The sequence below is a fragment of the Escherichia sp. E4385 genome (assembly GCF_963883145.1).
In the GTDB taxonomy this organism is placed as follows: Bacteria; Pseudomonadota; Gammaproteobacteria; order Enterobacterales; family Enterobacteriaceae; genus Escherichia.
Genome location: NZ_CAWOOJ010000017.1, coordinates 26,165 through 44,445, shown reverse-complemented (window position 1 = coordinate 44,445; position 18,281 = coordinate 26,165). Strand labels below are relative to the sequence as shown.

At 52.4% G+C, this 18,281-nt stretch carries 15 protein-coding genes; 6 read left to right on the top strand and 9 right to left on the bottom strand.

The genetic code is table 11. The features are described 5' to 3' along the window. Positions 1 to 46: 46 nt before the first annotated feature. The 4 genes from AACS80_RS17280 to AACS80_RS17265 all read right to left on the bottom strand — a co-directional run bounded on the left by AACS80_RS17280 (position 47) and on the right by AACS80_RS17265 (position 5,146). On the bottom strand, positions 47 to 1,171 hold the full coding sequence (locus AACS80_RS17280; protein ID WP_032181462.1) for an ABC transporter permease: 1,125 nt from the start codon (positions 1,169 to 1,171) through the stop codon (positions 47 to 49). Beyond that, entirely contained in the window at positions 1,171 to 3,906 is a 2,736-nt protein-coding gene (rbbA, locus tag AACS80_RS17275) for a ribosome-associated ATPase/putative transporter RbbA (RefSeq protein WP_138183889.1), read from the bottom strand. Before rbbA ends, AACS80_RS17280 begins: the two co-directional genes overlap by 1 nt. Further along, positions 3,903 to 4,970, bottom strand: coding sequence for an HlyD family secretion protein (locus tag AACS80_RS17270; RefSeq protein ID WP_135410736.1), 1,068 nt, complete (start codon positions 4,968 to 4,970; stop codon positions 3,903 to 3,905). The genes rbbA and AACS80_RS17270 overlap by 4 nt, the downstream gene beginning before the upstream one ends. Before the next feature lie 62 nt (positions 4,971 to 5,032). Continuing rightward, entirely contained in the window at positions 5,033 to 5,146 is a 114-nt protein-coding gene (locus tag AACS80_RS17265; RefSeq protein WP_240725754.1) for a hypothetical protein, read from the bottom strand. Positions 5,147 to 5,823: 677 nt separating this feature from the next. On the opposite strand from AACS80_RS17265, the gene AACS80_RS17260 reads away from it, so the two are divergent. Then, positions 5,824 to 6,876, top strand: a complete 1,053-nt coding sequence (locus AACS80_RS17260) for a DUF2776 family protein (protein ID WP_130209150.1) — start codon at positions 5,824 to 5,826, stop codon at positions 6,874 to 6,876. Between the two features lie 41 nt (positions 6,877 to 6,917). Here the strand turns inward: AACS80_RS17260 and AACS80_RS17255 are convergent, their stop codons facing one another. After that, positions 6,918 to 7,214 (bottom strand): ArsR/SmtB family transcription factor, encoded by a 297-nt coding sequence (locus AACS80_RS17255; RefSeq protein WP_000418114.1) that lies wholly within the window; start codon positions 7,212 to 7,214, stop codon positions 6,918 to 6,920. A 105-nt stretch (positions 7,215 to 7,319) separates the two neighbouring features. Here AACS80_RS17255 and AACS80_RS17250 point away from each other — a divergent pair, with 105 nt between their 5' ends. After that, positions 7,320 to 8,318, top strand: coding sequence for a permease (locus tag AACS80_RS17250; protein ID WP_135410735.1), 999 nt, complete (start codon positions 7,320 to 7,322; stop codon positions 8,316 to 8,318). On the opposite strand, the gene AACS80_RS17245 is transcribed toward AACS80_RS17250, so the two are convergent. Then, positions 8,310 to 9,503: an NAD(P)/FAD-dependent oxidoreductase gene (locus AACS80_RS17245; protein WP_135410734.1), complete on the bottom strand. Its 1,194-nt coding sequence runs from the start codon at positions 9,501 to 9,503 to the stop codon at positions 8,310 to 8,312. The two genes, AACS80_RS17250 and AACS80_RS17245, sit on opposite strands and share 9 nt — an antisense overlap. Before the next feature lie 230 nt (positions 9,504 to 9,733). On the opposite strand from AACS80_RS17245, the gene pitA reads away from it, so the two are divergent. Further along, positions 9,734 to 11,233 (top strand): inorganic phosphate transporter PitA, encoded by a 1,500-nt coding sequence (gene pitA, locus AACS80_RS17240; protein ID WP_130217812.1) that lies wholly within the window; start codon positions 9,734 to 9,736, stop codon positions 11,231 to 11,233. A 67-nt stretch (positions 11,234 to 11,300) separates the two neighbouring features. Here pitA and uspB read toward each other — a convergent pair whose 3' ends face one another. Continuing rightward, the gene (uspB, locus tag AACS80_RS17235; protein ID WP_124038640.1) at positions 11,301 to 11,636 is read right to left on the bottom strand and encodes a universal stress protein UspB; all 336 of its coding nucleotides are present in this window, start codon (positions 11,634 to 11,636) and stop codon (positions 11,301 to 11,303) included. Between the two features lie 390 nt (positions 11,637 to 12,026). On the opposite strand from uspB, the gene uspA reads away from it, so the two are divergent. Then, on the top strand, positions 12,027 to 12,461 hold the full coding sequence (uspA, locus tag AACS80_RS17230; protein ID WP_000323571.1) for a universal stress protein UspA: 435 nt from the start codon (positions 12,027 to 12,029) through the stop codon (positions 12,459 to 12,461). Between the two features lie 355 nt (positions 12,462 to 12,816). Further along, the gene (gene dtpB / locus AACS80_RS17225; RefSeq protein WP_130209158.1) at positions 12,817 to 14,286 is read left to right on the top strand and encodes a dipeptide/tripeptide permease DtpB; all 1,470 of its coding nucleotides are present in this window, start codon (positions 12,817 to 12,819) and stop codon (positions 14,284 to 14,286) included. A gap of 48 nt (positions 14,287 to 14,334) precedes the next feature. Here the strand turns inward: dtpB and rsmJ are convergent, their stop codons facing one another. Then, the gene (gene rsmJ / locus AACS80_RS17220; RefSeq protein WP_130221308.1) at positions 14,335 to 15,087 is read right to left on the bottom strand and encodes a 16S rRNA (guanine(1516)-N(2))-methyltransferase RsmJ; all 753 of its coding nucleotides are present in this window, start codon (positions 15,085 to 15,087) and stop codon (positions 14,335 to 14,337) included. 7 nt (positions 15,088 to 15,094) lie between these two features. Then, on the bottom strand, positions 15,095 to 17,137 hold the full coding sequence (gene prlC, locus AACS80_RS17215; protein ID WP_135410733.1) for an oligopeptidase A: 2,043 nt from the start codon (positions 17,135 to 17,137) through the stop codon (positions 15,095 to 15,097). A gap of 233 nt (positions 17,138 to 17,370) precedes the next feature. Here prlC and rlmJ point away from each other — a divergent pair, with 233 nt between their 5' ends. Beyond that, entirely contained in the window at positions 17,371 to 18,213 is an 843-nt protein-coding gene (gene rlmJ / locus AACS80_RS17210) for a 23S rRNA (adenine(2030)-N(6))-methyltransferase (RefSeq protein WP_138183888.1), read from the top strand. Positions 18,214 to 18,281: the final 68 nt, after the last annotated feature.

Here is an 18,281-nt window from a genome sequence, read left to right as displayed (position 1 = left end):
GCACCGATGCGTAGACCCTATAAGCTTACGCATCGGGCAACTGTAATTACGCCATTGTCCCAATCGTCTTCCTGAATCGCAGCAGCGCGATGGTGAAAAACACGCCGCCAATTGCCATCAGCGTCAGGAACTGCGGCCAGACGATTTCGAATCCGGCACCCCGGTAGAGGATGGCCTGCGCGAGGCTAACAAAGTGTGTCGTCGGCATGGTCAGCATAATGTCCTGCACCATCTGCGGCATACTTTCGCGCGGCGTGGAGCCACCGGAAAGCATTTGCAGCGGCAGCAGCACCAGAATCACCAGCAGCCCCAGTTGCGGCATTGAACGCGCGATCGTCCCCATAAAAATGCCGATTGACGTGGTGGCAAACAGACTGAGCGCCACGCCCAGCATAAACAGCGGGATCGAGCCTTCAATCGGTACACCCAGTACGCCTTTCACCATCAGCACCAGCGATAATCCCGATACCACCAGCACCACCAGCCCCATCGACCAGATCTTCGCCATCATGATCTCAAACGGCGTTATCGGCATCACCAGTAAGTGTTCCACCGTGCCGTGTTCACGCTCGCGGATCAGCGCCGATCCGGTCAATACAATCGCCAGCATGGTAATGTTGTTGATGATCGCCATCACCCCGCCAAACCACGCGGGATCAAGGTTCGGGTTAAAGCGCATCCGGGTTTCCAGCGATACCAACGGTTCGCTGTTATCTCGGTAGCGCGCGACAAAGCTGTTCACTTCACCGTTGATAATATTCTGGATATACCCATTGCCGGTAAATGCCTGGCTCATGCGCGTGGCATCGACGTTCACCTGAATATCTGGCTGGCGTCCGGCGAGGACATCACGCTGAAAATTAGGCGGAATATTTATCGCAAAGGTATAACGCCCGGCGTCCAGTCCGGCATCCATCTCATCGGCGGTGATCATCTCCGGTGGCAAAAACCACGGGCGATAGAAGCTGTTAACGATCCGGTTCGATAACTGCGATTGATCCATATCGGCAATGGCGATCGGCGCGAGGTTCAACGATCCTGGCGTAACGGTCGCTGACGAATACACCGACACCGTAAACGAGAAAACGATCAACGTCAGCATCGCTTTATCACCGAGCAGGCTGCGCAACTCTTTGATACCCAGATTAAAAATATTGCGTAAATGGCGCATCATCCCTCCTGTTTTTTCAGCAGCAGGATGCTTAAGCCCATCACCAGCGGGATGGCTATCAGCAACGGGATAAAAAGTTGCCACAAATCAGTCAGATCAAGTGCCTTCGAGAACGTCCCGCGGGCGATAGTCAGAAAATGACTGGTCGGGTAAACCTCGCCGATCCAACGTCCAGGCCCTTCCAGCGAAGCTACCGGATCGATCATCCCGGAAAACTGTGTCGCCGGGATCAACGTGATAATCGCCGTACCGAAAATGGCGGCAATCTGGCTTTTCATAAAGGTGGAGATCAGCAGCCCCATTCCAGTGGCGATGATGATATACAGCAGCGCCGCCAGGGTGAGCGTCAGGAAACTGCCTTTATGCGGTACGCCAAACACAAACACCGACAGGGCACAGAGCAGGAAAAAGTTCAGCATCCCCAGCGCGATGTACGGCAGCTGTTTGCCAAGCAAAAATTCGCTACGGGTGGTAGGAGTCACGTAAAGGTTGATAATCGACCCAAGCTCTTTTTCCCGCACCACGCTAAGGGCGCTTAGCATTGACGGGATCATCATCAGCAGAAGCGGGATCACCGCCGGAACAATCGCTGGCAGGCTTTTTACGTCCGGGTTATAGCGATAGCGCGTCTCAATGTTCATCAGCCCGCTTTGGCTGGCAGGCGCGGATTGTCGACTCGCCACATCCTGTAGCCAGCTCTGGTGCATGGCCTGCACGTAACCTTTTACCGTTTCGGCACGGCTCGGCATTGCACCGTCGATCCAGACACCGAGTTCCACGGGCGTACCGCGCGCGATATCGCGCCCGAAATTAGGTGGGATCTCAATTGCCACCGTGATATCGCCCGCACGCATCCGACGGTCAAGTTCGTCATAACTGGTGAGCGGCGGCTGTTCGATAAAGTAACGGGAACCGGAGAGATTGAGCGTCCACGCCTGGCTACTGACGGTCTGGTCGCGGTCGAGCACCGCAAAGCGCAGGTTTTCCACATCCATACTGATGCCGTAACCCATTATCAGCATCAGGATCACCGTTCCCATCAGCGCAAGCGTCGAACGTACCGGATCGCGACGCAATTCCAGTGCTTCACGGCGGCTGTAGCTAAACAGACGGCGCAGGCTAAATCCCTGACGCGGCGCGAGTGTAGCATCGTGTATCACGGGCGGCGCTTCGGCTTCGTTGCTCTGCCCTGCCGCTTCCTGCAAATAGGCGATAAAAGCCTCTTCCAGACTGGCAGCTCCGCGTTTCTCAACCAGCTCCTGCGGTGTACCGCTGGCGAGCACTTTTCCGGCGTGCATCAGTGAGATACGGTCGCAGCGTTCCGCTTCGTTCATAAAGTGGGTGGAGATGAAAATGGTCACTTTGTCCTGACGCGAGAGATCGACCATCAACTGCCAGAACATATCCCTCGCCACCGGATCGACGCCAGAAGTGGGTTCATCGAGGATTAACATTTCCGGGCGATGAATCACCGCCACCGCCAGCGAAAGCCGCTGGCGAATGCCGAGCGGCAATGACTCCGGCAGAACATCTTCAACGTCGTTGAGCTTAAAACGCTCGCTCATTTCAGCCACTCGCGCGGGAATTTCTGCTTCCGGGATGTGAAACAAACGGGCATGTAACTCCAGATTTTGCCGCACGGTGAGTTCGTTATAGAGCGAAAACGCCTGCGACATATAGCCCACCCGACGACGCGTATCGATATCTTTTGGATCAACCGGTTGCCCAAACAGCCACGCCTCACCTTCGCTGGCGGGCAGTAGTCCGGTAAGCATTTTCATGGTGGTGGATTTACCGCAGCCGTTCGAACCGAGAAAGCCAAAAATCTCCCCGCGTGGAATGCGGAAATTGACGTGATCAACAGCGACAAAGGAACCAAAACGCATGGTCAGATCGCGCGCTTCGATGGCAATCTCTGCGTTTTCAGCTTGATACGGTGGGATCACTACCGCCTGATGCGCCTGGCGTTGCGCTTCTGGTAACAAAGCGATAAACGCTTCTTCCAGCGTGGCACTTTGCGTTTGCTGCCGCAGCTCTTCGGCGCTGCCAGTTGCCAGCACTTCTCCGGCATTCATCGCTACCAGCCAGTCGAAGCGTTCGGCCTCTTCCATGTAGGCGGTGGCGACCAGCACGCTCATGTTGCTTTGTCGCTGGCGAATACTGTCGATCAGATCCCAGAACTGGGCGCGAGAGAGCGGGTCAACCCCCGTTGTTGGCTCATCAAGAATCAACAGTTCCGGGTCGTGGATTAACGCACAGCACAGCCCAAGTTTTTGCTTCATCCCGCCGGAGAGTTTCCCTGCCGGACGATCGCGAAATGGTGCTAACCCGGTGCTGGTCAGCAGCTCGTTAATTCGGACTTCCCGCTCCGCTTTGTCGTGACCGAACAGGCGGGCGAAAAAATCGACGTTTTCATACACCGACAAGGTGTGGTAGAGGTTTTTGCCCAGCCCTTGCGGCATCCAGGCGATGCGCGGGCAAACGTCGCGGCGATGCTTCGGGTCGCGCATATCGCCGCCCAGCACCATCACGTTGCCCTGCTCAATGACACGAGCACCGGAAATCAATGACAATAAACTCGACTTACCGACGCCGTCCGGGCCAATCAGCCCGACCATGCAGCGGGCCGGAATATCGAGTGTGATATTGTTCAGCGCAACGGTTTTCCCATAATGCTGGCTCACGCCCGCCAGTTGCGCGACAGGCGGGACGGGAACCAGTTCCAGATGCGTCATTGCGGCAACCTCACCACCAGGTCGTCAGGCCACGGAAGTTCTTCATTCACCCGCACCCACGCTACGCCCGGCAATCCGGTTTTGACATATTCCAGATGCTGCTGGAGTAATTCCGGTGGGATACGCGCTTTGACGCGAAACATCAGTTTCAGCCGTTCATCGCTAGTTTCGACGGTTTTTGGCGTGAACTGGGCGACGCTGGCGACAAAGCTGATGGTCGCAGGAATACGCAGATCTGGCGCGGCATCGAGGATCAGCCGTGCTTCACCGCCAAGTTTCAGCGTGCCCGCCTGTTCGGTTGGCAGGAAGAAGGTCATGTAGACGTCGCTCAAATCGACCATATTCAGCACCCGACCACCTGCCGCCAGCACTTCGCCTGGCTCGGCAACCCGATACTGCACGCGTCCGTCACGCGGGGCTTTCAGTTCGCTGTCATCGATATCTGCGGCAATGCGCCGTTCAGTGGCTTGTGCCGCTTCGACGTGCGTTTGCGCCTGAATGATATTGGTGCGTGCCGCCTCTATAGCGGCTTTAGAAGCCGAAACCTGGGCTTTTGCCGATTCCAGCGCAGCACGGGCGCCTTCGGCAGCGGCGCGGTCGTCATCCAGCTGTTGCGCAGAAATAGCCCCACGATGGGCGAGCGAGCGGGAACGGGTATGACGTTTGGCTACGGAGTCCAGTTCAGCTTGCCGTTGATTAACCAGCGACTGTGCGGCACGAGTTTCACTTTGCCGCTGTTCCAGCAAAGCCTGCGCGGCGGCAACGGCACTTTGCGCCTCTTTGATTTGCGCGATGGCTTCCAGTCGCTGTTCCTGCAACACGCGAGTATCCATCTTCGCCAGCACTTCGCCTTTGCGAACAAACTGGCCTTCTTTCACCAGAATGGTGTCGATACGCCCGGCAATTTTGCTGGCGATATCCACTTCCGTCGCTTCAATGCGCCCATTGCTGACGGCAAAGCCTTCCGGCACACCTGCCGGACGCAACAGCCACCACGCCACGATAGCAGCCACCGCCAGTAACCCGACAACCCACCACGCCAGATGGCGCTTAATATTATCCATAATCGACCCGCCATAATCCCTGTAAGCAATCGACGCGTGTTACAACTGCCACCGAACGACGTTCAGCAAATTATTCCATCCGGGATAAGAAGGAAACGGCAAAGGCGGCCAGGGCGCAGCAAACTGAGCGCCAACGGGGAAGGTCTGGTGAAAACGGGTAGTAATGTTGTCATCATCAGCATTCCTGGCCGTAAATGAAACACGCATACTCATAAGTGAAATCAATTAAATACTAACAGTTATATTCATGCTGTCTATTTGATTACCATCAGCTTGTGATACATCGCGATGTTCTTCTGTCCGATAGCGTTTTTAACCAAAAATCTTCTGCACAGGTTCTCAGGTACTACTGCGTAGGTTTCCGTAACAGAAAACCCGATGACTATCACATAGCGTTATTATCGCCGAGATGCAAATATTTACCGAAAGCGAAATAATTTTTTGAAAAGATGATAAAGGCTTGCGGTTTAAATAAAGCAGTCTCGAACAAGGTCGTTTAAAGCAACAAAATAAAAATATACTCGTCATACTTCAAGTTGCATGTGCTGCGTCTGCGTTCGCTCACCCCAGTCACTTACTCATGTAAGCTCCTGGGGATTCACTCGCTTGTCGCCTTCCTGCAACTCGAATTATTTAGAGTATAAGATAAAGATATTAACTCGGAATTTACCTTAGGATAAATATTTATTTGTCAGCATTAACTCACATCTAAAACTTAACACTCCGGGCAATAAATCCGGCTATAGTAAAGTTACTTGTTACATTTGGTGGTATCTCATTGTTATATTTAACTGACTAAAAATACTACTGATACGCTTTCTTATATTAGCAGAAAGTACACATGGAGTTTAAAATGAATATATATATCGGATGGCTATTTAAATTAATCCCTTTAATTATGGGGATAATATGTATTGCATTGGGTGATTTTGTATTAGCAGGTTCCGGGCAAAGTGAGTATTTTGTGGCAGGGCATGTGCTTATTTCGCTTTCTGCAATATGTCTGGCGTTATTCACTACTGCATTTATTATTATTTCGCAGTTAACGCATGGTGTGAATAAGCTCTACAGCACACTTTTTCCTGTTATTGGTTACGCTGGGTCTGTCGCAACTATGATTTGGGGATGGTTGCTGCTGGCAAGTGATAATGTCATGGCCGATGAATTTGTTGCCGGACATGTTATTTTCGGTGTTGGGATGATTGCTGCCTGCGTATCAACCGTGGCGGCGTCTTCCGGGCATTTTCTGCTAATTCCCAAAAACGCCTCGGGCAGTAAGAGTGATGGTACGCCGTTGCAGGCTTATTCTTCAACAATCGGTAATGGCTTAATTGCCGTTCCCGTTCTGCTTACTCTCTTTGGTTTCATTTGGTCAGTCGCGCTGTTACGTAGTGCAAATATCACACCACATTATGTTGCTGGTCACGTACTGCTGGGGTTAACGGCAATTTGCGCTTGTCTTATTGGTCTTGTCGCCACTATTGTCCATCAAACGCGGAATACGTTCTCAATGAAAGAGCATTGGCTGTGGTGCTATTGGGTTATTTTACTTGGCTCACTGACGGTTATTCAGGGGATCTACGTTTTAGTCAGTTCTGATGAAAGTGCCAGACTGGCACCCGGCATTATTCTTATTTGTCTGGGAATGATTTGCTACAGTATTTTCTCCAAAGTGTGGTTGTTGGCGCTGGTATGGCGACGCACCTGTTCGTTAGCCAACAGAATCCCCATGATTCCGGTATTTACCTGTCTGTTTTGCCTGTTCCTCGCAGCGTTCCTTGCTGAAATTGCGCAAACCGATATGGCTTATTTTATTCCTTCGCGAGTTTTGGTTGGCTTAGGTGCAGTGTGTTTTACACTGTTTTCCATCGTTTCTATATTAGAAGCGGGTTCTGCGAAAAAATAATGACTCTCGCCGGGTTGTGGTTAGTTACAGCCTGGCGAATATTAATACTTCCCGTTATTCACGCAGCACTCTTCACGCAGAAAACTAATAATCCCTTCCAGAACATCATATTGCGAGACACACATCAACGTGCGACTTTCGCGGTTTTGCTTAACCAGACCAACGGAGACCAGCGCCGAGATATGGTGGCTCAAGGTCGATGCGGGGATCGCAAGTTCCTTCTGTAACTCGCCTACCGGCATCCCGCGTTCTCCCGCTTTGACCAGATGACGAAAAATAAACAAACGGGTCGGATGACCTAATTCTTTCAGTGCCTTAGCGACATCTTCCAGTTCCATAAGTAGTTTCTCCGGCTAATTGATATTTCGATAATACCAGAAATATCTTGCTCACCGCTCTTTATTTCGATAATTTTAGAAATATAGTTTTAAAGAGGGTATAAAATGTTTGAATGGTTACCAGGGCTGCGCGACGCCGCCGGGATGTTCCTGTTCTTAGCCGTAGAGCTATCGTTACTTTTTCTTCTTATCAGTGCTGGTGTCAGCGTAATCCGTCATAAAATCCCGGATCATAAGATCCAGAAAATGATGGGTGCGCGTAAAGGGCGCGGTTATTTGCTGGCAGCAATGTTAGGTGCAGTGACTCCGTTTTGCAGTTGCTCAACCATTCCCATGCTTCGCGGTCTTCTTTCTGCAAAAGCGGGATTTGGCCCAACGCTCACCTTTTTATTTGTTTCACCATTACTCAACCCGATTATCGTCGGGATAATGTGGGCAACATTTGGCTGGAAGGTAACGTTGCTGTACGCCGTTATTGCGTGCGGCGTTTCGCTGACCGCCAGTTTGTTACTGGATTTTGTTGGCTTTGAACGATACGTCATACCGGCGAAGGGGAGCAACGCGAGCTGCTGCAAACCAGTGTCCGATAAACCCGTTATTAACTTGCACTCCGCGACGTTTACACCACAAACCACATCTTGCTGTACCGCAAAACCTGCTGTTAATTGCTGTAGTGCAGCCAAAACGGCGCCCCCCAGCCTGCTGACTCAGGCAATAAAGGATGCATGGCGGCAATTTAAAGAAGTGCTTCCCTACCTGTTAATTGGGGTGCTAATTGGCTCATTTATTTACGGCTTTATTCCAGCACAATGGATTGCAGCACATGCCGGAACGGATAATCCACTGGCTATCCCCCTGAGCGCGGTTATAGGTATCCCGCTCTATATACGTGCAGAGGCCGTCATTCCCCTCGCCTCGGTATTAATGACCAAAGGCATGGGGATGGGAGCTGTAATGGCACTCATCATCGGTAGCGCGGGTGCCAGCTTAACAGAAGTTATTTTGCTGAAATCGATGTTTCGCACGCCGATGATTATTGCCTTTCTGATGGTAATTTTAGGAATGGCAGTGGTTATGGGATATGTAACGCAAGCGTTATTCTGAGGCCAAATCCTGTGCACAAGCCCACGCACTCGACCACGCCCACTGGAAGTTATAGCCCCCCAGCCAGCCGGTAACGTCCATCACTTCGCCGATAAAGTACAAGCCCGGAACTTTACGCGCTTCCATCGTCCGTGACGAGAGTTCATTGGTGTCCACGCCGCCGAGCGTCACTTCGGCGGTGCGATAGCCTTCAGTGCCGTTAGGTTGTACGCGCCAGTCGGTCAATGTGGCAATGAGCGCCTGTTGGTCACGCACGTTGAGCTGTTTTAACGAGACGTCCGGGATCTGCCCGAGTTGTTGTAACCGTTCAACCAACCGTTTCGGCAAATGAACCGCCAGCGTGTTCTTCAGGCTCTGATTCGGATGCGCGTTACGCTGTTCATTAAGAAAGGCTTCCAGATCGACATCCGGTAGCAGATTGATGCTGACAAATTCACCCGGTTGCCAGTAGCTGGATATCTGCAATACCGCAGGGCCAGACAAGCCGCGGTGGGTGAAGAGTAAGTTCTCATGGAACACGGTGCCGTTTTCAGCGGTGATCACAGAAGGCACCGCCACGCCCGCCAGCACCTGTAACTCCTCCAGCAACGGTTTATGCAGGGTGAATGGCACCAGGCCTGCGCGCGTCGGCAACACGTTCAGCCCGAATTGTTCGGCAATCTTATAACCGAACGGCGACGCGCCCAGACCCGGCATCGAGAGGCCTCCGGTCGCGATGACCAGTTTATCGCAACCTACGGTCATGCCGTTCAGTTCAAGCGTGAATCCCGCGTCATCCTTCGTCACGCTTAACACTTCGCTACGTAATCTGAAGGTCACATTGCCCTTCTCGCACTCATCCACCAGCATGTCGACAATCTGCTGAGCGGAGTCATCACAGAAGAGTTGCCCTAACGTTTTCTCGTGCCAGGCGATGCCGTGTTTATTGACCAGATCAATGAAATCCCACTGGGTAAAACGCGCGAGTGCAGACTTACAAAAATGCGGATTTTGGCTCAGATAAGCGCCTGGTTCGACATAAAGGTTGGTAAAGTTGCAGCGCCCACCACCAGACATGAGGATTTTACGCCCTGGTTTTTTACCATTATCGATCAGCAGAACCCGGCGTCCTGCCTGACCTGCCAGCGCAGAACAGAACATACCCGCCGCACCAGCGCCTATAATAATGGCATCAAACCTTTCCACGTTGCGCTCCTCTTAGAAAAAATGGGCGTGAATTGTAAAGATTCCTCAGTGGCCGCACCAGCAGCAATATTACTTAGGGGAAGTATTTGTCTGAATTATATAAGATAATTATTTTTTGAGCGAAATTCATACAGGAGGCAAATCAAAAAAATCTATATTTCACTTTGCCCGCGCCGCGAAAGTCACTGATAATGCGCCGCGTTCATGTCCTCAAAATGGCGTAACGTCCTATGCTACATTTGTTTGCTGGCCTGGATTTGCATACCGGGCTGTTATTATTGCTTGCACTGGCTTTTGTGCTGTTCTACGAAGCCATCAATGGTTTCCATGACACAGCCAACGCCGTGGCAACTGTCATCTATACCCGCGCGATGCGTTCTCAGCTCGCTGTGGTTATGGCGGCAGTGTTCAACTTCCTGGGTGTTTTGCTGGGTGGTCTTAGTGTTGCCTATGCCATTGTGCATATGCTGCCGACAGATCTGCTGCTTAATATGGGATCGTCCCATGGTCTTGCCATGGTGTTCTCTATGTTGCTGGCAGCAATTATCTGGAACCTTGGTACCTGGTACTTTGGTTTACCTGCATCCAGCTCTCATACGCTGATTGGCGCGATCATCGGTATTGGTTTAACCAATGCGTTGATGACCGGTACGTCAGTGGTGGATGCACTCAATATCCCGAAAGTATTAAGTATTTTCGCATCTCTGATCGTTTCCCCTATTGTCGGCCTGGTGTTTGCTGGCGGTCTGATTTTCTTGCTGCGTCGCTACTGGAGCGGCACCAAGAAACGCGCCCGTATCCACCTGACCCCAGCGGAACGTGAAAAGAAAGACGGCAAGAAAAAGCCGCCGTTCTGGACGCGTATCGCGCTGATCCTTTCCGCTATCGGCGTGGCGTTTTCTCACGGCGCGAACGATGGTCAGAAAGGCATTGGTCTGGTTATGTTGGTTCTGATTGGCGTCGCACCAGCGGGCTTCGTGGTGAATATGAATGCCACTGGCTACGAAATCACCCGTACCCGTGATGCCATCAACAATGTGGAAGCTTACTTTGAGCAGCATCCTGCGCTGCTTAAACAGGCGACCGGTGCCGATCAGTTAGTACCGACACCAGAAGCAGGCGCAACACAACCTGCGGAGTTCCATTGCCATCCGTCGAATACCATTAACGCGCTCAACCGCCTGAAAGGCATGCTGACCGCCGATGTGGAAAGCTACGACAAGCTGTCGCTTGACCAACGTAGCCAGATGCGCCGCATTATGCTGTGCGTTTCTGACACTATCGACAAAGTGGTGAAAATGCCTGGCGTCACTGCGGATGATCAGCGTCTGTTGAAGAAACTGAAGTCCGATATGCTGAGCACCATCGAGTATGCTCCGGTGTGGATCATCATGGCGGTCGCGCTGGCGTTAGGTATCGGTACGATGATTGGCTGGCGTCGTGTGGCGACCACTATCGGTGAGAAAATCGGTAAGAAAGGCATGACCTACGCTCAGGGGATGTCTGCTCAGATGACGGCAGCGGTGTCTATCGGTCTGGCGAGTTATACCGGGATGCCGGTTTCCACCACTCACGTACTCTCCTCTTCCGTAGCGGGGACGATGGTGGTTGACGGCGGCGGCTTACAGCGTAAAACCGTAACCAGCATTCTGATGGCCTGGGTGTTTACCCTCCCGGCTGCAGTTCTGCTCTCCGGTGCGCTGTACTGGATCTCCTTGCAGTTCCTGTAATCGCACGCATAAAAACGAGCGGGTCAGTTTACTGGCCCGCTTTTTTTATGCGTTATTACCGTGGCGCTTAATGCCAAATCACCAACGCAATCAGGCTTACCACCACCAGGCCACACAATGCGCTGGTCAGAATAAACTGACGACGCACGCGCTCGCAGCGACGGATAAACTCATCATCGTGATGATCGCGATAACGTTGAGCATAGATATACCAAACGAGACGCACCTGTTTGTTGGGTTGGCCATGTGAGGTAAAAAAGCCCCCTCCATCAACATATTGATAGAGCAATGGATCGCAATTACGCAGTACCACTAACAACGCGCGTAGTGATGAGAAATAGCGCGCCATGTTAACAATGCAAACGACACATAAAGCCCAAAATAATGCGACGGTGCTTATCATACCCCCTCCCCGGCGACCTGCCCGCGGAGTTCCCCTCCGGGGCTACCGCTCCCGATACGCTGCCAATCAGTTAACACCAGGACCTGGAGAAACCGCTTTTGTGATGACAAACATCCGAGCGGCTCTATAGATAGTGTAGGAGATCAGGTTGTTTTTTTTCCATAAGGTTAACCACTATCAATACATTCATGTAGAAAATTTGATTATCTACCTGGTAAGCAAGGCGGATTGACGGATCATCCAGGTCGCTATAAGGTAAGGATGGTCTTTTCACTGAATCTTTACGGCTGGGTTAGCCCCGCGCACGTAGTTCGCAGGACGCGGGTGACGTAACGGCACAAGAAACGCAAGCTGGCCAGTCATCGACAACTTTATGGAAGGAGTAACACTATGGCTTATAAACACATTCTCATCGCGGTCGATCTCTCCCCGGAAAGCAAAGTTCTGGTAGAGAAAGCAGTCTCTATGGCTCGCCCCTACAATGCGAAAGTTTCTCTGATCCACGTAGATGTAAACTACTCTGACCTATACACCGGACTTATTGATGTAAATCTGGGTGACATGCAGAAACGCATTTCCGAAGAGACTCATCATGCATTGACCGAACTCTCCACCAACGCAGGATACCCAATCACTGAAACCCTTAGCGGCAGCGGCGATTTGGGTCAGGTTCTGGTTGATGCGATCAAGAAATACGACATGGACCTGGTTGTTTGTGGTCACCACCAGGACTTCTGGAGCAAACTGATGTCTTCCGCGCGTCAGCTGATCAACACCGTTCACGTTGATATGCTGATTGTTCCGCTGCGCGACGAAGAAGAATAATATCTCCCCCACTTGCTCCTGGACGCCCGCTTATGCGGGCGTTCTGCTTTTTGTGTTGTACCCGAATGCGACGTGCGGGTACAAACACGGGAGTGCTCAATCAAGCCGGTGTTCATCTGCGGTCAGAAACTTCAACTACGCATCGAATAATTCAAATTTACCCACCAAAAAAAACAGCATTTAACGCCATCATACTTCAAACAATCAGCATGATTATCTGGTTATTTTTTGCTGAGATAGTGCATTAATGCATTCATTGCATCAATATTAAGAATTTTAGACATGTGTAAACTCTTTCGCGCGCAATCACTTACGCGTTCATACTTTTCATGATGGTATTGAAAGGCTAAAAATTATGAATACAACAACACCCACTGGGATGCTGCAGCAACCCCGCCCATTCTTCATGATCTTTTTTGTCGAACTATGGGAGCGATTCGGTTACTACGGCGTGCAAGGCGTCCTGGCCGTTTTCTTCGTTAAACAGCTCGGTTTCTCACAAGAACAGGCTTTTGTCACCTTTGGTGCCTTCGCTGCGCTGGTCTATGGCCTTATCTCGATCGGTGGTTATGTTGGCGACCATCTGTTAGGAACTAAACGCACCATTGTCCTTGGGGCAATTGTTCTGGCGATGGGCTACTTCATGACCGGGATGTCGCTACTCAAGCCAGACCTGATATTCATCGCGCTGGGAACAATCGCCGTCGGCAACGGCCTGTTTAAAGCCAACCCGGCAAGCCTGCTTTCGAAGTGCTATCCACCGAAAGATCCTCGTCTCGATGGCGCTTTCACCCTGTTCTATATGTCGATCAATATCGGCTCGTTGATTGCGCTGTCGCTAGCACCGGTTATCGCTGACAGATTTGGCTATTCCGTCACCTATAACTTATGCGGAGCAGGATTGATTGTCGCGCTACTGGTTTACATCGCCTGTCGCGGAATGGTGAAAGATATTGGTTCTGAACCAGATTTCCGACCGATGAACTTCAGCAAATTGTTGTACGTGCTGATGGGCAGCGTGGTGATGATTTTCGTTTGCGCATGGCTGATGCACAACGTGGAAGTCGCCAATCTGGTACTGATTGTTCTCTCTATCGTCGTGACCATTATCTTCTTCCGTCAGGCATTCAAGCTGGATAAAACCGGGCGCAATAAGATGTTTGTCGCCTTTGTGCTGATGCTTGAAGCGGTAGTGTTTTACATCCTCTACGCCCAGATGCCAACGTCGCTGAACTTCTTTGCTATCAACAACGTGCATCATGAAATTCTCGGTTTTTCCATCAACCCGGTGAGCTTCCAGGCGCTTAACCCGTTCTGGGTGGTGCTCGCCAGCCCAGTTCTGGCAGGCATTTACACGCATCTGGGTAACAAAGGCAAAGACCTCTCCATGCCGATGAAATTTACTCTCGGTATGTTTATGTGCTCGCTAGGCTTTTTGACAGCCGCAGCAGCGGGAATGTGGTTTGCGGATGCCCAGGGGCTGACATCGCCATGGTTTATCGTGCTGGTTTACTTATTCCAGAGCTTAGGTGAACTGCTTATTAGCGCCCTGGGCCTGGCAATGATTGCCGCTCTGGTGCCACAACATTTGATGGGCTTTATTCTCGGGATGTGGTTCCTTACGCAGGCTGCCGCGTTCTTGCTGGGCGGCTATGTGGCAACATTTACCGCAGTACCAGACAACATTACCGACCCGCTTGAGACGCTGCCTGTCTATACCAACGTGTTTGGTAAGATTGGTCTGGTTACACTGGCCGTTGCAGTAGTGATGCTGTTGATGGTGCCGTGGCTGAAACGCATGATTGAGACGCCGGAAAGCCATTGATTATTTTGGAAGAAAACAGGGTAGCGATAACGCTACCCTGTTTTACTTTTACGCCGGTGTACCAGCATAAATATCAAAGCGATGCCCTTTAGTGACGACCGCGTTTGGCGTGGCGACATTCGCCAGCGGCGGCGCGTAGTCCGGGCGTTTCACCACCACACGTTTGGTCGCCAGCAGCCGCGCAGGCTCCAGCAACCCATCGGCGTCGAGATCCGGCCCCACCAGTGACTGAAACACGCGCATCTCTTTTTTCACCAGCGCGCTTTTCTGCTTATGCGGGAACATCGGGTCGAGATAGACCACCTGCGGGCGCGGGGTAATATCAGTCAGCGCCGTCAGGCTGGAGGCGTGGATCAGCTGCAAACGCTCCTGCAACCAGCCGCCGATCTCCGCATCCGCATAACCACGCGCCAGGCCATCGTCGAGCAATGCAGCAACCACTGGATTACGCTCCAGCATCCGTACGCGGCAGCCGACCGAAGCCAGCACAAAGGCATCGCGCCCCAGCCCTGCGGTAGCATCGACGACATCCGGCAGATAATCGCCTTTAATGCCCACCGCTTTCGCCACCGCCTCACCGCGACCACCGCCAAATTTGCGGCGGTGTGCCATCGCCCCGCCAACAAAATCAACGTAAATGCCGCCAAGCTTTGGCTCATCGCGCTTGCGCAGTTCCAGATGCTCCGGCGTTAACACCAGCGCCATCAGGTTGTCTTCATCATGTTCCAGCCCCCAGCGGGCCGCCAGAACAGATAAGGCGCCGTCTCCGGCGCCCGTTTCATCAATTAAGCAGATTTTCACTGAATGATCAGCCCTTAATGCCGTAATGCTCCAGCATCGCATCCAGTTGCGGTTCACGACCGCGGAAACGTTTGAACAGCTCCATCGGCTCTTCTGAACCACCACGGCTCAGAATATTGTCGAGGAACGACTGCCCGGTTTCACGGTTGAAAATGCCCTCTTCCTCAAAACGCGAGAAGGCATCTGCTGCCAGCACATCGGCCCACAGGTAGCTGTAGTAGCCTGCCGCATAACCACCGGCGAAAATATGGCTGAAAGCGTGCGGGAAACGGCCCCATGACGGAGACGGTACCACGGCAACCAGTTTCTTGATTTCTGCCAGAGTTTCGAGGATTTTCGCTCCCTGATCCGGGCGGAACTCTGCATGGAGGCGGAAATCGAACAGGCCGAACTCCAGCTGACGCAGAATAAACAGCGCCGCCTGGTAGTTTTTCGCTGCCAGCATTTTATCCAGCAACTCCTTCGGCAGCGGTTCGCCGGTTTCATAGTGACCGGAGATAAACGCCAGCGCCTCCGGCTCCCAGCACCAGTTTTCCATAAACTGGCTCGGCAGTTCGACCGCATCCCACGGCACCCCGCTGATCCCGGAAACACCAGCAGTTTCGATGCGGGTCAGCATATGATGCAGGCCGTGACCGAACTCGTGGAACAGGGTGATCACTTCGTCGTGGGTAAACAGCGCCGGTTTGCCATTTACCGGGCGGTTGAAGTTACAGGTCAAATACGCGACCGGTTTTTGCAGCGAACCGTCTGCTTTACGCATCTGGCCTACGCAGTCATCCATCCACGCCCCGCCGCGCTTGTTCTCACGGGCATACAGGTCGAGGTAGAAGCTACCGCGCAGTTCGTTGTTTTCGTCATACAGTTCGAAGAAACGTACATCCGGATGCCAGACATCAACATCTTTACGCTCTTTAGCGGTGATTCCGTAAATACGTTTCACCACTTCAAACAAGCCGTTAACCGCTTTGTTTTCCGGGAAGTACGGACGCAGCTGTTCGTCACTGATGCTGTAAAGATGCTGTTTTTGTTTTTCGCTGTAGTAAGCGATATCCCACGGCTGCAACTCATCGACGCCAAATTCGGCTTTGGCGAAGGCGCGCAGCTGCGCCAGCTCTTTTTCGCCCTGCGGACGCGCGCGTTTTGCCAGATCGGTTAAGAAATCCAGAACCTGCTGCGGGTTTTCTGCCATTTTAGTGGCGAGGGATTTAAAGGCGTAGTTTTCAAAGCCCAGCAGTTGCGCCAGTTCGTGACGCAGCGCGAGGATCTCTTCCATCACCTTGCTGTTATCCCACTTACCGGCATTCGGCCCTTGATCGGAGGCGCGGGTGCTGTAAGCGCGATACATCTCTTCACGCAAGGCCTGGTTGTCGCAGTAGGTCATTACCGGCAGGTAGCTTGGGATATCCAGCGTCAGCAGGTAGCCTTCCAGTTCTTTCGCTTCGGCCTGGGCTTTTGCCGCAGCCAGTGCGCTTTCTGGCATACCCGCCAGCTCAGCTTCGTCGGTAACGAGTTTGGTCCAGCCCATCGTCGCATCAAGGACGTTGTTGCTGTACTGGTTGCCCAGCTCGGAAAGACGGGTAGCAATTTCGCCGTAACGCTGCTGTTTCTCTTTCGGCAGACCGATGCCAGAGAGTTCGAAGTCGCGCAGTGCGTTATCAACCGCTTTCTTCTGCGCCGTATTCAGCGTGGCGTAGTTATCGCCATCGCGCAGATCGCGATACGCTTTATACAGCCCTTCATGTTGCCCTACCCAGGTGCTGTATTCTGACAGCAGCGGCAAGGTTTGTTCGTAGGCTTCGCGCAGTTCCGGGCTATTTTTCACCGAGTTCAGGTGGCTGACCGGGGAGAAGATACGCCCCAGCACATCGTCCACTTCCGCCAGCGGCTGGCAGAGATTTTCCCAGGTGTACGGTGCCCTTTGCGCTACTACGCGCTCCACATTTTCGCGGCAGTCGTTCAGCGCCTTAGTCACGGCTGGAACCACATGTTCCGGGAGAATTTTAGAAAACGGAGGCAATTCAAAGGGAGTCAGTAACGGATTCGTCATAGGTACAGTCCTGGTTAAAGAGGGGAACAAAACGCTCACAGGCGCTTTCGCCGGGTGTGACACAAAGCATCTCATCCGGCGCGTAATGGCAATAGCATGGGGTTAAGTGTAGTGAATTTCAATGAGAAACGTTACGCTTTCGCGGCGGCGGCCTCTTTTCGGTATACTGTCCTGATAGGCTTTTGTGCGCCCCAAATACGGGCCGATTTTTACTTACCGGAACACCTTTACCCATGCTCAGTTATCGCCACAGCTTTCACGCTGGCAACCACGCCGACGTCCTTAAACATACCGTTCAGAGCCTGATCATCGAGTCGCTGAAAGAGAAAGATAAACCGTTTCTCTATCTCGACACCCACGCAGGCGCCGGGCGTTATCAGTTAGGCAGCGAACATGCCGAGCGTACCGGCGAATATCTCGAAGGTATCGCCCGTATCTGGCAGCAGGAGGATTTGCCTGCGGAGCTGGAGCCGTACATCAATGTGGTAAAACACTTCAACCGTAGCGGTCAGTTGCGTTACTACCCTGGTTCGCCGTTGATTGCTCGTCAGCTACTGCGCGAACAGGACAGCCTGCAACTGACCGAGCTGCACCCGAGCGATTACCCGTTGCTGCGTTCTGAATTTCAGAAAGACAGCCGTGCGCGCGTGGAAAAAGCCGACGGTTTCCAGCAGCTTAAGGCCAAGCTACCGCCGGTTTCCCGCCGTGGTTTAATCCTTATCGACCCGCCGTATGAAATGAAAACCGACTATCAGGCGGTGGTCCGCGGGATAGCAGAAGGTTACAAACGTTTCGCCACTGGCACTTACGCATTGTGGTATCCAGTAGTGCTGCGCCAGCAAATCAAGCGCATGATCCACGACCTGGAAGCGACCGGCATTCGCAAAATTCTGCAAATTGAACTGGCGGTGCTGCCAGACAGCGATCGCCGTGGCATGACCGCTTCCGGCATGATTGTGATTAACCCACCGTGGAAGCTGGAACAGCAGATGAATAACGTGCTGCCGTGGCTGCACAGCAAACTGGTTCCGGCTGGCACCGGGCACGCCACCGTAAGCTGGATCGTGCCGGAGTAATTGCAGCCATTGCTGGCACCTATTACGTCTCGCGCTACAATCGCGGTAATCAACGATAAGGACACTCT

Bases quoted from the DNA above. Each gene is read 5' to 3' on its own strand.
- AACS80_RS17280 (WP_032181462.1), bottom strand. From the start codon at position 1,171: ATGCGCCATTTACGCAATATTTTTAATCTGGGTATCAAAGAGTTGCGC.
- rbbA (WP_138183889.1), bottom strand. From the start codon at position 3,906: ATGACGCATCTGGAACTGGTTCCCGTCCCGCCTGTCGCGCAACTGGCG.
- AACS80_RS17270 (WP_135410736.1), bottom strand. From the start codon at position 4,970: ATGGATAATATTAAGCGCCATCTGGCGTGGTGGGTTGTCGGGTTACTG.
- AACS80_RS17265 (WP_240725754.1), bottom strand. From the start codon at position 5,146: ATGATGACAACATTACTACCCGTTTTCACCAGACCTTCCCCGTTGGCG.
- AACS80_RS17260 (WP_130209150.1), top strand. From the start codon at position 5,824: ATGAATATATATATCGGATGGCTATTTAAATTAATCCCTTTAATTATG.
- AACS80_RS17255 (WP_000418114.1), bottom strand. From the start codon at position 7,214: ATGGAACTGGAAGATGTCGCTAAGGCACTGAAAGAATTAGGTCATCCG.
- AACS80_RS17250 (WP_135410735.1), top strand. From the start codon at position 7,320: ATGTTTGAATGGTTACCAGGGCTGCGCGACGCCGCCGGGATGTTCCTG.
- pitA (WP_130217812.1), top strand. From the start codon at position 9,734: ATGCTACATTTGTTTGCTGGCCTGGATTTGCATACCGGGCTGTTATTA.
- uspB (WP_124038640.1), bottom strand. From the start codon at position 11,636: ATGATAAGCACCGTCGCATTATTTTGGGCTTTATGTGTCGTTTGCATT.
- uspA (WP_000323571.1), top strand. From the start codon at position 12,027: ATGGCTTATAAACACATTCTCATCGCGGTCGATCTCTCCCCGGAAAGC.
- dtpB (WP_130209158.1), top strand. From the start codon at position 12,817: ATGAATACAACAACACCCACTGGGATGCTGCAGCAACCCCGCCCATTC.
- prlC (WP_135410733.1), bottom strand. From the start codon at position 17,137: ATGACGAATCCGTTACTGACTCCCTTTGAATTGCCTCCGTTTTCTAAA.
- rlmJ (WP_138183888.1), top strand. From the start codon at position 17,371: ATGCTCAGTTATCGCCACAGCTTTCACGCTGGCAACCACGCCGACGTC.